Here is a 12,868-nt window from a genome sequence, read left to right on the forward strand (position 1 = left end):
TGGGGCAAAGCGACAGTCCGATGTCCTACAACGCCCTTCTTGTCGCTTACCGCCGTCGGCCCGATCCGGTCCGACTGCCCGGGGGCGGCGCCTATTACGGTGCCGAGATGGTCGTTCTCGCAGGTCTCGGGGCGGACCCACGCGCCTGTCGGAGCTGGCCGAGGCAAGCGCGGAGGTGAAAGCGGCCTTTCTGAGCCAATGGAAGGCGCATCCCCTTTGCGCCTATGTGGCTGAAAGGCTGGACTGCTGGGAGGTCATCAAGGACGGGGCGGGTCAGTCGAAGTAGCCGAGGATCGCCTTGGTCTCGAGGTATTCCTCGAGCCCCTCGCGGCCGTATTCGCGCCCGTTGCCGGATTGCTTGTAGCCGCCGAAGGGCGCATGGGGATCCCAGGCCGGGTAGTTCAGATGCACCTGGCCCGCCCGGATCCGCGCGGCGGTCTTGCGCAGCTGGATGGGGTCGGTGCCCTGCACATGGGCGCCCAGCCCGTAGATCGAGTCATTGGCGATGGCCACGGCCTCTTCCACATCGTCGTAGGGCAGGATCGCCAGGACCGGGCCGAAGATCTCTTCCCGGGCGATGCGCATGGAGGCGGTGACATCGGAGAAGACGGTGGGTTTGGAGAAGAAGCCGCGGTTCAGCCCGGCGGGCCGTCCGGTGCCGCCGGCGATCAGGCGCGCGCCCTGGTCGATGCCGGCCTGGATCATCCTCTGCACGCGTTCGTACTGCGCGCGGTTGGCGGAGGGGCCATGCGTGGTTGCGGGATCGGAGGGGTCGCCGACCACCATCGCCTCGACTGTCGCGCGGGCCAGTGTCTCGACCTCTTCCAGCCGGTCGCGAGGGACGATCATCCGGGTGGGCGCGCTGCAGGACTGGCCGACGTTGCGCATGGCCGCATTGACGCCGGGGGGGACGGCGCGGGCCAGGTCGGCATCGGGCAGGATCACGTTGGGCGACTTGCCGCCCAGTTCCTGCGCCACGCGCTTGACGGTGGCGGCGGCGGCGCGGGCCACCTCGACCCCGGCGCGGGTCGAGCCGGTGATCGAGACCATGTCGACCTCGGGGTGGCTGGCCAGACGGGCGCCCACCACGGGGCCGGTGCCGTGGACCATGTTGAAGACGCCCGCCGGGACGCCCGCGCGATCCACCAGTTCGGCGAAGAGCGCGGCGCTGAGCGGGGAGAGCTCGCTGGGTTTCAGGACCAAGGTGCAGCCGGCCGCCAGCGCCGAGCCGACCTTGGCGGTGATCTGGTAGAGAGGCCAGTTCCAGGGGGTGATCAGCCCGCAGACGCCGATGGGTTCGCGCAGCACGGCGGTGGTGCCGCGCCGGGTTGTGAAGGGATAGGCGCGCGCCACCTCGGCGGCGACGCGAAGATGTTCGGCGGCCAGAGGCACCTGCGCGGCGAGGGCCCAGGAGATCGCCGCGCCCATCTCGGCCGAGATCGCCCGGGCGATGCGGTCGGTGTCCTGGAGCACGAGTTCGCGCAGGCGGTCGATGAGGCGGGCGCGTTCCTCGGGCGGGGTCGCGGACCAGCCGGCGAAGGCCTCGCGCGCGGCGGCGACGGCGCGGTCGGTGTCTTCCACCGTGCCAAGCGCCACCTCGGCGATGACCTCTTCGGTGGACGGATCGACGACGCCGAACCGCTCGGCCGAGGCGGCTTTGGTCCAGGCGCCGCCGATGTAGAAGCGGTCGAGCAGACTGGCGGCGGTCACGGTGTCGGAAGCGGCGGTCATGTCGTGGCCTTTCGGTCGGAAGTGCGGCTGGCCGGCAGGCTACATCGCCCGGCGCAGGCAAATCTGCGGAAGTCCGTCGCGGGGCAGCAGATCCGAACGAATCCGGGGCCGGGAATGGCAGGAAAGCCTGTGTCGGCTCAGCCGTTGGCGCGGATCACGGCGGCGGCGATGAAGAGATCCTGAAGCGAGATGCCGGAACTGTCGAAGACCGTGATGTCGCTGTCGTCCCTGCGTCCCGGGGCGGCGCCCGAGAGCACCGCGCCGATGGCGGTCAGGGGTGTGCCGGCGGGGGCGTGCTGGAATTCGCCCACCTCGCGCGATTGGTCGGGGAGGTCGCAGAACAGCCGCGCCCGGTCGTAGAGACCGGTTGGCAGTTCCTGCTTGCCGCGCCCGTCCGAGCCCATGCTGGCCAGGTGGGTGCCGGGGCGGATCCATTCGGCCTGGAACAGCGGCGCCTGGGCGCTGGTGGCGGTGACGACGATATCGGCGCTGCGGCAGGCGCTTTCGGCATCGGCGGCCGCCGTGGCGGGCAAGCCCTGCGCGGTCAGGCGGGCCACGAGGTCCGCGGCCTTTTCGGGCGTGCGGCCGACCACGAGGATGCGTTCGAGCGGTCGGATGCGGGCCAGGGCCTCGACCTCGAAGGCGGCCTGGTTGCCGGTGCCGAAGACGGTCAGAACCCTGGAGTCGCTGCGGGCCAGCGCGTCGGCGGCAACGGCATCGGCGGCGGCGGTGCGATAGGCGTTCAGCCGGCCGGATTCCACGATGGCGCCGATCCGCCCGATGGTCTGGTCGAACAGCAGGATCATCGAGCCGTGCCGGGGCAGCCCGACCGCGTCGTTGGTCAGGAAGTAGGAGCCGACCTTGACCCCGGCCATGTCGGCGGTGCTGGCGGATTTGAGGGTGAAGCGGTTGCGCGGATCGCTGGCGTGGCCGATGACCACGGGATAGCTGGCCGCATCGGGCTGGATCGCGGCGATCAGGGCGTCGCGGATGGCGGGATAGGCCATTTCGTGCGAGCCGAGTTCGGCGGAGCGGGCTTCGTCGATGAAGATCATGGGGGCCTCCGTCACCAGCCGCCGAAGCGGGGCCATTCGAGCAGTTCTCCGTCCGGGCCGTCCGGGATCACATGGTAGCTGGCGTGCTGCGCCCCGGTGGCGCAGGCGTGGTTGGGCAGGATCCGCAGCCTGGCGCCCACGGGCAGATCGGGCAGCGTGGCCGAAGAGCCAGGGCGCAGGGCGATGATGCCGTGTTCCTGATTGGCGGCCTTCACGATGAGGTCGGGGTAGACCCTGCCACGGACATCGCAGACGAGGCCATAGCCCTGGTCCACCGCCTGGGTCGCCGTGCCACGGTCGCGCGACATGGCCATCCAGCCGGCGTCGATCAGGATCCAGCCCCGGTCGGGCTGGTGGCCGATCACCGTGGCAAGGACCGAGAGCGCGAGGTCGTCGATGTCGCAGACGCCGATGCCGGCCATGAACAGGTCGAAGAACATGTAGACGCCCGCGCGCAGTTCGGTGACGCCGCTCAGGTCCTCGGCGGCGTGGGCGGTGGGGGTCGAGCCGACGTTGACCACGGGGCAGGGCAGGCCGGCGGCGCGCAGCGCCTCGGCCGCGGCGACGGTGGCGTCGCGTTCCCTGCGCGCGAATTCGGCATGGGCGGCGCGGCCGCTGACGCCATAGCTTTCGCCCGCATGGGTCATGACGCCGCGCAAGCCGGCGCCGCTGTCGTGCAGCGTCCGGCCGATTTCGATCAGGTCGGGATCGCGGGCGCTGAGTCCGCCGCGGTGGCCGTCGCTGTCGATCTCGATCAGCGCCGGAATCGGCTTGCCCGCCGCGCGGGCGGCGTCGGCCACGGCGCGGGCCTGGGTCAGGCTGTCGACGAGGATCACCAGATCGCAGCCCCGATCGCGCAGCGCCAGCACGCGGGGCAGCTTCTGCGGGGCGATGCCCACGGCGTAGAGGATGTCGTGGACACCTGCCGCGGCGAAGGTCTCGGCCTCGGCCAGGGTCGAGACGGTGGCGGGGCCGGTGCCACCGGTCAGGACGCGGCGGGCGACCTCGACCGATTTCGCGGTTTTCAGATGCGGGCGCAGGGTGACGCCAAGCGCCTGTGCCTGCGCGGCCAGCCGCCGGACATTGCGCCTCATCCGCGCCTCGTCCAGCACCAGACAGGGGGTGGGCAGCTGGTCGAGCCGTGCCGTGAGATCGGTCATGGGATGGCCTTTCGGGTCTTTCGGGTTCGCGGGCCCGGCCTAGCCGATGGCCTGATTGGCGAGGGCAAAGATGGCCCAGGGGTGTTCGGCCTGCCGCGCGGGCGCCTTGTACATAGCAGTGCCGCCGCCCACATGCACCAGCCCGATGGAGGTGAGCCTGTCTGCCAGACCGGTCGCCGGCGTGGTGTCGACGCGCAGGAAGCGCCCGGCCTCGGCGACCGCGGCGATCATCGCCCAGGCGGTGTCGGCGTCCTGTGCCACGACCGGGCCGATGACCTGACCCCGCCCGAAGTCGCGGATGGCGACGTAACCGGCGTCGCCGGCGTAGAGGCGCCCGGTCTCGGCCAGACGGATCAGCATGCGGCTGCGGTCGGCGCCATAGGCCTTGCGGTCGAGCGCGATCACATGGCCGAGGTCGGCCTTGTCCTGCAGCGTCAGCGCGGGGGCGGCTCCTTGCGGGACGTCTGTGGCGATGCCCTGGAACTGGGTGATCTCTCCATAGGCGACGAAGCCCAGCTTTTCATACAGCGGGCGCCCGTCCTCGGTGGCGCAGAGGGTCATGCCGCGGGTGCCGCCGATTGCGAGCACCTCGTTCATCAGGCGCCGGCCCAGACCGCGGCCGCGCAGGCGCGCGTCCACGATGATCATATTGATCGTGACGAAATCGCCGAATTCGGAACAGAGTGCCGTGCCCACGACGCGATCGCCCTCGAGCGCGGCGACGCCGCGGGAGACGTTCAGGGCGAAGGCCCAGTCGTCCGCCGTATGAGGCCAGGACGCCTCTTGCGAGAGGCGCAGCGCGCCGGGGATGTGCCGGGGTTCGAAGGCGGTGATCGTGAGGGAGTCGGTCATTGGATCTTTCGCTGTATTCTTCCGGCCGGGACGTCACGCGACGGCGACGTAGATCTTCCGATAGGGCTTGAGGGTCTTCCAGACACCGGTGAAGCCGGGCTTGAGCAGGAAGCTGTCGCCGGCGCGGTAGGTGTGGGTTTCGCCGCCGGTCTCGGTGATCTCGACCTCGCCTTCCAGCAGGTGGCAGAATTCGAAGGTCTCGCCCTTGATGGAGGCGTTGCTGCCCTCGCTGCCCGAGAAGATGCCGGTGCGCACCTGGCCGTCCCTGGCGCTGTCGAGTTCCCAGCGCCGGAAGGTCGGGGCGCCGTCGAGAATGCGGTCGGGGGCGACCACGACGTCGAGCGGCTCGGCCGCGGGCGCGGTGCTGAGGGAAACGATCTGGCTCATGCAGCGTCCTGTGGTCTGAAAGCTGGTCCTATCCTAGGCCCCGCGACCGCCCCCGGGGTGACCAAAAAACCGCGACAGGTCCGCAGGTTGTGCCGATTTCGGCGGGTCGTGCGGAAGATAGTGCTTTGGCCATGGCCAAGCTGGCGGTGGTTGCCCGCGCCGGGGTGCAGGACGATGTGTTCTACGGGCTGGGCTATTCCGGGCACGGCGCGCACCTGGGCACCCACATGGGCCAGATCTTGGCGCGGATGGCAACGGGCGACGGCGAGGCCAATCCGACCGCGGGCATGAGCTGGCCTGCCTTCCCGCTGTATAACGGGATGCCCTGGTTCCTGCCGCTGGTGGGGGCGTATTACAAGATGAAGGACCGGATTTTCTGAGAGCGAAGTGGACCATTGTGAACAAACCTCTTAGCAGAGGCATTTTTAGCGTTCAGGAGCGTATCTGCCGTATCTCAAACCCAAGCGTCTAAAGGCAGCCGCAATTTCCTGTTCTTGAATGCCGAGCGCGCGAAAGATGTGAAAGCGGGATATTGCGCAAAGGTCATATTGAAGCCAAATGATCCGTTGATAATCTTCGGGAGACAAATTTACAGCTCGACCATGGGCTACGTCATTTCTGATTTTGGTGATTTCAGACGCTTTAATGCGCCCCCGAAAACCGCTTTTTGACCAGCTCGCCTGTAAGCGGTCAAGTCGTTCCGCTAGTGAAACGCGGTTTGGCTGTGTCCTCATAAGTTCATCCAAAGCCCGTAAATCATCATTTCGTCCGTATTCTTTGACAATTTTTCGTAGTGCTCTTCTCGCACTCCTAACATCCGCCGACGACCCGCTTCGGTTGATCATATTGTCAAAATCTTCAATGCATCCGACAAGTTCGCCAAAACTGCTCGCAGATAGCTTTTCTGGATTTTCCAATAGAAGGACCATATTCATCAAATAAAAAATTGCGTCTGGCTGATCGGATGCGGCATTCAATAAGTCTTCTGGGGTGAGGGCGCAATCTTGCCGCCGAAAAATCGCATCGTTCCAATTCACATGATGTGTCGTGCTTTTGAAGGCTGGTTGGAAAAATAGCTCAGCTGTAATGTGTTCGTCTTGATTATTCCACTTCCTTGTGTGGGTGGTTTTTATTCTATACGGATTGTGAGCCATGCGGTGACCGAGAAGAAACGAAAAAATCGAATTCACTCGCGCAATTAGGTTTTGAACAGCAGAATAGTCGATGGCGTCCGGAAACTCAAAGGTCAGAAATGTTCTTTGGGTTATCGTGGTTTCATCTCCCTTCTCATTAGCCGCTGCAAAGCTCTGAACTATTACGTTCGTTTTGCTTTTCAGTAGGAACTCTTCGCGTGTCGGACCACCAATCTCGACGGACAATGCGCGGGCGCTATCTTTAATATGCTCATTGCTCGTTTTGACTAGCTGAGGAGCGTACCATGTGCTGAATGAAGGCATGTCCATATGCATGGCTGTGAAGCATTTCTCGTTTGAACTTTCCATATGAATGTTCTTGAGTACAGCGCTGGCCAATATGCGCGACTTGGCTCGCATCACAGGCGTGTCCAAGCCACTACTGCCGCCACCTTGCGACTGTACCCAAGGGTCAATGATTGTCGTGGGTCGTTGATAATCTAGGTAGCCGGTAATTGTTCCTGCGTCACAGCAGGGAGCGTTAGAATCGGCTCTCCCGGCTCGATGACAAACGGCTTCGAGCGTGATTCCTGCGTCTTCGCTGAACTTCAGTTTCCCGGGCCATATATCTTCGTCGCTATTTCGGTTCCTAATGGCAAACCACTCTTCAAAACTCTCTAACATTGTCATTTTCTCCTGGTTTTCGCCAACCCTGACATAATCTGAAGTATTCTACACATGGTTTTTCAAAGCGCGATCCCTGCACATATCCGACTCGGGAGAAATCTCATTTGGGCTTGAAGCGAAAGGCTGTGGTTCGCGCAAGGTGGATGGAAGATATTTAAGGTCAGGGACAAGGCTTTCGACGAGACAGGCAGGCTTCTGCGGCGCCGTCCGCTGAGGGCTGTCCTGTCGGTGCTTCTGGTGCGTTAGCTCTTTCCGGACCGGAGGTGGTCCCCGTAGCGGGTGGCGGGGCCGGGGCGTTCGGCCGGTTTCAAAAATTTACTTCCTTCGGTTACATTTATGTTGACCCGGTGTATTTTCGGAGGGAATGTAACCGAAGAGTGCAAGATCGCGCTCGCAAGGGAGGAGTGGCCGGGCTGCGGGATGCGGCCCTGCCTGCGCACGGACATCGGACATCCTTGTCGCCCCGGGGCCGGCTGATCGCCGCATTCGGGGGCCGGAGAGGTCATGCCCGAACGCCGCGCGCACCGTGGGAGGAGGGCCGCATGGAATTCGCAGACGTGGTGCAGCTGACGCTGATCGGGATCTCGCAGGGCTGTGCCTATGCGCTGATCGCCATCGGCTTTGTGTTCATCTACCGCGCCACGGAGATCGTCAATTTCGCCCATGGCGAGCTGATGATGCTGGGCGCCTTCATGGTGCTGACCTTCTCGCAGATTCTGGGGCTGAACTTCTGGGTGTCGGCGGCGCTGGGCATCCTGTCGCTGGGGGTCTTCGGCTTTCTGCTGGACGCGGTGGTGATGCGGCGGATGGCCGGGGAGTCGCAGGCCTCGATCTTTATCCTGACGGTTGCCATCGGGCTGATCCTGCGCTCGCTGGCCGGGATGATCTGGGGCTGGTCGCCGCTGGGGCTGGAGGTGCCGTTCCTGGTGGACTTCGACGTGGCAGGAATCGTCGTCGGGATGGACCGGATCGCGGTGATCCTGGGGACGGCGGTGCTGTGCGTGCTGCTGTATCTCTTCTTCAGCCGAACGGCCATCGGCATTGCCATCCAGGCCTCGTCGCAGAACCAGCTGGCCGCCTATTACAGCCGTATTCCGGTCAAGCGCCTGATCTCGATCGTCTGGGCCATCGCGGCCATGGTCGCGGCCTTTGCCGGGCTGATGATGGCGCCGGTCACGCAGGTCGACACCGGCATGAGCGCCTTTGGGATCAAGGCGCTGGCGGGCGCGGTGGTGGGCGGGTTCGGGTCGATTCCCGGGGCGCTGCTGGGCTGCCTGCTGATCGGCGTGGCCGAGCCGTTCCTCGACTTTCTCTTCCCGCCGCTCAAGGGCGTCTACGCCTATGCGATCATGCTGGTGGTCCTTTTCGTCAAGCCCGACGGGCTGATCCCGCAGACTTTCACGAAGAAGGTGTGATCCCTTGCAGGTTCTCTTCAAGACTTCGTACGATCAGGACATCGACCATCTGGTCGACCGGGGCGAACGCATCCGGGTTTCGCTGGCGGTCCTGCTGGCGCTGGTCGCGCCGCTGCTGCTGGGGTCGTATTTCCTGGGCGAGCTGTCGATCTTCCTGGTTTACATCCTGGCCGGGCTTGGCCTGATGCTGCTGACCGGGTTCACCGGGCAGGTGAGTTTCGGGCACGCGGCCTTTCTGGGCATTGGCGCCTATGCCCATTCGGTGTTTCTGGGGCAGGGCGTGCCGTTCCTGCTGTCGCTGCCGCTGGCGGCACTGCTGGCCGGCGTGCTCGGGGCGGCGCTGGGGCGGGCGGTGTCGCGGATGCACGGGTTCTACCTGGCCATCGCGACGCTGGCCTTCGTCATCCTGATCGAGACGGCCATCGGCGAATGGACCCCGGTGACGGGCGGCCACATGGGCCTGCAGGTGCCGCCGATGGTGATCTTCGGGCACGAGCTGTACGAGGCCTGGGAGCAGTACTACCTGATCCTTGCCGTGGTCGTCTTCTGCATCTGGGGGGTGGCGAACCTGCGCCGGTCGCCGACCGGACGGCGGATGATCGCGGTGCGCGATTCCGAGACCTCGGCGCGCTCGCTGGGAGTCGATATCGCGCGGACGCGGATCCTGGCGTTTTTCCTCAGCGCGGCGATCACCGGGCTGGCCGGCGGGCTGATGGCGCATCTGCTGTTCTTCCTGGCGCCCGAGGCCTTTGGCATCCCGGAAAGCCTGAAGCTGCTGCTGATGGTCATCGTCGGCGGGCTGGGCACGATCACGGGGGCGATCTTCGGGGCGGTCTTCGTCACCGTGCTGCCCAACGTGATCGGGCTGCTGCGGGAAGTCCTGCCCCCGGCGATTGCCGAGGCGGCGGGGCTGGAGCAGTTCCTGTTCGGGCTGATCATCGCGGCCTTCATCGTCTTCGAACCCGAGGGGCTGTATGGCCGCTGGCGCAAGCTGCGGCTCTTCCTGGAGACCTATCCCTATTACAAGCGCGCCACCTTCGTGCGGCAGAAGCGATATCTGAAGACGGAACGGTTCAGATGAGCGATCTTGTCGTCGAGAACCTGAGCCTGTCCTTCGGGGGCGTGATGGCGATCAAGGACGTGTCCTTCAGCGTCGAGCCGGGCGAGATCTATGCGATCATCGGGCCGAACGGCGCGGGCAAGAGCACGATCTTCAACGCGATCAGCCGGATCTACCGGCCGGATGCCGGGTCGATCAGCTTTCGCGGGCAGCCGTTGCTGGAGCGCAAGGCGAACCAGATCGTCGATCTGGGGATCGCGCGGACCTTTCAGAACATCGAGCTGTTCGAGAATGCGACGGTGCTGGACAACCTGCTGGTGGGGCGCAGTTCCAAGGTGCGCACGGGCTGGGTGTCGGAGTGGTTCTTCACCCGCCGGGTGCGGGCCGAGGAACATGCCCACCGCCGCAAGATCGAGGAGATCCTCGATCTGCTGGACATGCAGCACTATCGCTATGAGAAGGTGGCCGACCTGGCCTATGGGGCGCGCAAGAACGTCGAGCTGGCGCGCGCGCTGTGTGCCGAGCCGCAGCTTCTGCTGCTGGACGAGCCGGCCTCGGGGCTGAACCCCGAAGAGACGACGGATATGTCGTTCTGGCTCAAGGACATCAAGGAAGAGCTGGGCGTGACCGTGGTGATGGTCGAGCACGACATGAACCTGGTCGGGCGCATCGCCGACCGCTGCATGGCGCTGGCCAACGGGCAGGTGCTGGCGGTGGGGTCGGTCGCGGATGTGCAGGGCGACGCCCATGTGCAGGCGGCCTATCTCGGGGGGACGGTCTGATGGGGGCGCTGCTGGACGTGCGCAACGTCGAGACCTTCTACGGTCCGATCATGGCGATTGCCGGGGTCAGCCTGTCGGTGGAGGAAGGGCAGATCGTCACCGTTCTGGGTGCGAACGGCGCGGGCAAGACGACCCTGCTCAAGACCATCTCGGGCGCCATCGACTGCCGCAAGGGGCAGGTGTTGCTGGCGGGCGAGGAGATCCAGAACCGCGATCCCGACCGGGTGGCGGCGAAGGGGATCGGCCATGTGCCCGAGGGGCGCGAGGTGTTTCCGTTCCTCAGCGTGGAAGAGAACCTGCGGGTCGGCGCCTGGGGCCGGCGCGACCGCGACGAGGTCGCCCGCGATTTCGAGACGGTCTATGCGTATTTCCCCGACCTGGCCCGCAAGAAGGCCGATATGGCCGGGTTCCTGTCGGGCGGGCAGCAGCAGATGCTGGCGGTCGGGCGCGCCTTCATGGGCCGGCCGCGGCTGATGGTGCTGGACGAGCCGTCGCTGGGTCTGTCGCCCCTGCTGATGAAGACGATCTTCGACGTGATCCGGCGGATCAACGGCGAGCAGGGGGTGTCGGTCCTGCTGGTGGAGCAGAACGCCAGTGCCGCGCTGGCCGTGGCCGACTATGGCTTCATCATGGAGGTCGGACGGGTGGTGATGGACGCCCCGTCGCGCGAGCTGCTGGCCTCGGAGGACATCAAGGAATTCTACCTCGGGCAGGCCGAGGCCGGCGTCCGGGGCGAAAAGCGCTGGAAAAAGCGCAAGACGTGGAGGTGAGCGGTGGAGTCTGTCGTCAGGAACGATTTCGTCTCGGTGGACGGGCATGACACCCTGGCCAAGCTGTTCCGCGCGCGGGTGGCGGCGTGGGGCGACCGCGTGGCGATGCGCGAGAAGAATTTCGGCATCTGGGAGGCCTTCACCTGGGCCGATTACGACCGCCATGCGCGGCAGGTCGCCGGCGGGCTGATGGCGCTGGGCCTGCGGCGCGGCGACGTGGTGGCGATCCTGAGCGAGGACAACAAGGAATGGGTCTTTGCCGACATGGGCGCGCAGATCGCGGGCTGTGTCGTCAACGGTGTCTATCCGACCTATCAGGCGCCGCAGCTGAAGCACATGCTGGAGGACAGTTCCGCAAAGGTGCTGATCGTCGAGGACGAGGAGCAGCTGGACAAGTATCTGGAGGTGCGCGACGCGCTGCCCGATATCGTCAAGGTCTATGTCATCGACTGGAAGGGGCTGCGCGGGTTCCGCGACCCCAGGGTCGAGCCGATCGGGCATCTGTACGAGGCCGGAACGCAGTTCCAGAACGATCATCCGGGCGCGCTGGATCGGGCCATCGACGGCGGGAAGAACGACGATACCGTGGTTCTGATCTATACCTCGGGCACCACCGGGTCGCCCAAGGGCGCGCTGATCCCGAACCGCTATCTGCTGTATACGATGACCGCCTCGCCGGATCCGTTCCGGATCGGGCCCGAGGACGAGATCCTGACCTATCTGCCGCTGTGCCACGCGGCCGAGCGGATGGTGTCGCTGTGCATGTGCCTGGGCCATGGCACGCGGCTGAACTTTGCCGAAAGCGCCGAGACGGTGTTCCAGAACATCCGCGAGCTGTCACCCACGGTGATCTTTGCGGTGCCGCGGATCTGGGAGAAGTTCTATTCGCGGGTCGCGACGCTGATGTCCGAGGCGACCTGGCTGGGACGCGCGGGCTATGCCTGGGCGATGGGCGTGGGCACCCGCCGCGCGGAGTATCTGCTGGAGGGCCGGCCGGTTCCGCCGCTGCTGGCGGCGCAGTACCGGCTGGCGGATGTGCTGGTCTATCGCAACCTCAAGCAGCTGCTGGGGCTGGACCGGGCGCAGTTCCTGCTGTCGGGCGCGGCGCCGATTTCGGCGGATCTGCTGAAATGGTATCTGGCGCTGGGGCTGCCAGTGTCCGAGGCCTATGGCCAGACCGAGACGGGCATGACCACGATGACCTCGGTCGCGCGGCCGAGCCCCGGAACGGTGGGGCACGCGCTGCCCTCGGTCGAGGTGCGGCTGGGCGAGCAGGACGAGATCCTGGTGCGCAGCCCCAGCCTGTTCTCAGGCTATCTCAACAACCCCGAGGCGACGGCTTCGACCATCGTCGACGGCTGGGTGCGGACCGGGGATGTCGGGCAGATCGGCAATGACGGGGCGCTGCGGATCCGCGACCGGCTGAAGGACATCATCATCACGGCGGGCGGCAAGAACGTGACGCCGAGCCTGATGGAGAACGCGCTCAAGTTCTCGCCCTATATCGCCGATGCGATCATCATCGGGGACAAGCGCAAGTATCTGACCTGCCTGATCATGATCGATCAGGAGAATGTCGAGCATTTCGCGCAAAGCCGGGCGGTTCCTTTCACCGACTACAGGTCGCTGTGCGCCCGGCCCGAGATCGTCGAGCTGATCGAGAGCGAGGTGGCGAAGGCCAACCGCAACTTCTCGCCGGTGGAGCAGGTCAAGAAGTTCAAGCTGATCAACATCCTGCTGACCGCGGAAGACGACGAGATGACGCCGACGATGAAACTCAAGCGCAGCTTTGTCGAGAAGAAATACGGCGCGCTGATCGACCAGATGTACTGACGG

General features: G+C 65.2%; 12 protein-coding genes. 6 read left to right on the forward strand and 6 right to left on the reverse strand.

Annotation, left to right across the window (positions count from 1 at the left end):
- Window positions 1-273: 273 nt before the first annotated feature.
- The 5 genes from ACFO5X_RS13875 to ACFO5X_RS13895 all read right to left on the reverse strand — a co-directional run bounded on the left by ACFO5X_RS13875 (window position 274) and on the right by ACFO5X_RS13895 (window position 5,185).
- Window positions 274-1,731, reverse strand: coding sequence for an aldehyde dehydrogenase family protein (locus ACFO5X_RS13875; protein WP_380718078.1), 1,458 nt, complete (start codon window positions 1,729-1,731; stop codon window positions 274-276).
- A gap of 137 nt (window positions 1,732-1,868) precedes the next feature.
- A complete protein-coding gene (locus ACFO5X_RS13880; RefSeq protein WP_380718079.1) occupies window positions 1,869-2,786 on the reverse strand; it encodes an ornithine cyclodeaminase family protein in 918 nt (305 codons plus the stop codon).
- Between the two features lie 11 nt (window positions 2,787-2,797).
- Complete coding sequence (locus ACFO5X_RS13885; RefSeq protein ID WP_380718081.1) at window positions 2,798-3,946, reverse strand: DSD1 family PLP-dependent enzyme; 1,149 nt, start codon at window positions 3,944-3,946, stop codon at window positions 2,798-2,800.
- Between the two features lie 39 nt (window positions 3,947-3,985).
- On the reverse strand, window positions 3,986-4,798 hold the full coding sequence (locus ACFO5X_RS13890) for a GNAT family N-acetyltransferase (protein WP_380718082.1): 813 nt from the start codon (window positions 4,796-4,798) through the stop codon (window positions 3,986-3,988).
- A gap of 33 nt (window positions 4,799-4,831) precedes the next feature.
- Entirely contained in the window at window positions 4,832-5,185 is a 354-nt protein-coding gene (locus ACFO5X_RS13895) for a cupin domain-containing protein (protein ID WP_380718083.1), read from the reverse strand.
- Window positions 5,186-5,316: 131 nt separating this feature from the next.
- On the opposite strand from ACFO5X_RS13895, the gene ACFO5X_RS13900 reads away from it, so the two are divergent.
- Window positions 5,317-5,565: a hypothetical protein gene (locus tag ACFO5X_RS13900; RefSeq protein WP_380718084.1), complete on the forward strand. Its 249-nt coding sequence runs from the start codon at window positions 5,317-5,319 to the stop codon at window positions 5,563-5,565.
- Between the two features lie 45 nt (window positions 5,566-5,610).
- On the opposite strand, the gene ACFO5X_RS13905 is transcribed toward ACFO5X_RS13900, so the two are convergent.
- The gene (locus ACFO5X_RS13905; protein WP_380718085.1) at window positions 5,611-7,002 is read right to left on the reverse strand and encodes an ApeA N-terminal domain 1-containing protein; all 1,392 of its coding nucleotides are present in this window, start codon (window positions 7,000-7,002) and stop codon (window positions 5,611-5,613) included.
- Window positions 7,003-7,547: 545 nt separating this feature from the next.
- On the opposite strand from ACFO5X_RS13905, the gene ACFO5X_RS13910 reads away from it, so the two are divergent.
- The 5 genes from ACFO5X_RS13910 to ACFO5X_RS13930 are packed head-to-tail and all read left to right on the forward strand — an operon-like array spanning window position 7,548 to window position 12,865.
- Window positions 7,548-8,420, forward strand: coding sequence for a branched-chain amino acid ABC transporter permease (locus tag ACFO5X_RS13910; protein WP_380718086.1), 873 nt, complete (start codon window positions 7,548-7,550; stop codon window positions 8,418-8,420).
- Between the two features lie 4 nt (window positions 8,421-8,424).
- Window positions 8,425-9,501 (forward strand): branched-chain amino acid ABC transporter permease, encoded by a 1,077-nt coding sequence (locus ACFO5X_RS13915; protein ID WP_380718087.1) that lies wholly within the window; start codon window positions 8,425-8,427, stop codon window positions 9,499-9,501.
- The gene (locus ACFO5X_RS13920; protein ID WP_380718088.1) at window positions 9,498-10,262 is read left to right on the forward strand and encodes an ABC transporter ATP-binding protein; all 765 of its coding nucleotides are present in this window, start codon (window positions 9,498-9,500) and stop codon (window positions 10,260-10,262) included. The genes ACFO5X_RS13915 and ACFO5X_RS13920 overlap by 4 nt, the downstream gene beginning before the upstream one ends.
- The gene (locus tag ACFO5X_RS13925; RefSeq protein WP_380718089.1) at window positions 10,262-11,032 is read left to right on the forward strand and encodes an ABC transporter ATP-binding protein; all 771 of its coding nucleotides are present in this window, start codon (window positions 10,262-10,264) and stop codon (window positions 11,030-11,032) included. The genes ACFO5X_RS13920 and ACFO5X_RS13925 overlap by 1 nt, the downstream gene beginning before the upstream one ends.
- A 3-nt stretch (window positions 11,033-11,035) precedes the next feature.
- A complete protein-coding gene (locus ACFO5X_RS13930) occupies window positions 11,036-12,865 on the forward strand; it encodes an AMP-dependent synthetase/ligase (RefSeq protein WP_380718090.1) in 1,830 nt (609 codons plus the stop codon).
- Window positions 12,866-12,868: the final 3 nt, after the last annotated feature.

The organism is Seohaeicola nanhaiensis (assembly GCF_042654245.1).
GTDB lineage: Bacteria > Pseudomonadota > Alphaproteobacteria > Rhodobacterales > Rhodobacteraceae > Seohaeicola_A > Seohaeicola_A nanhaiensis.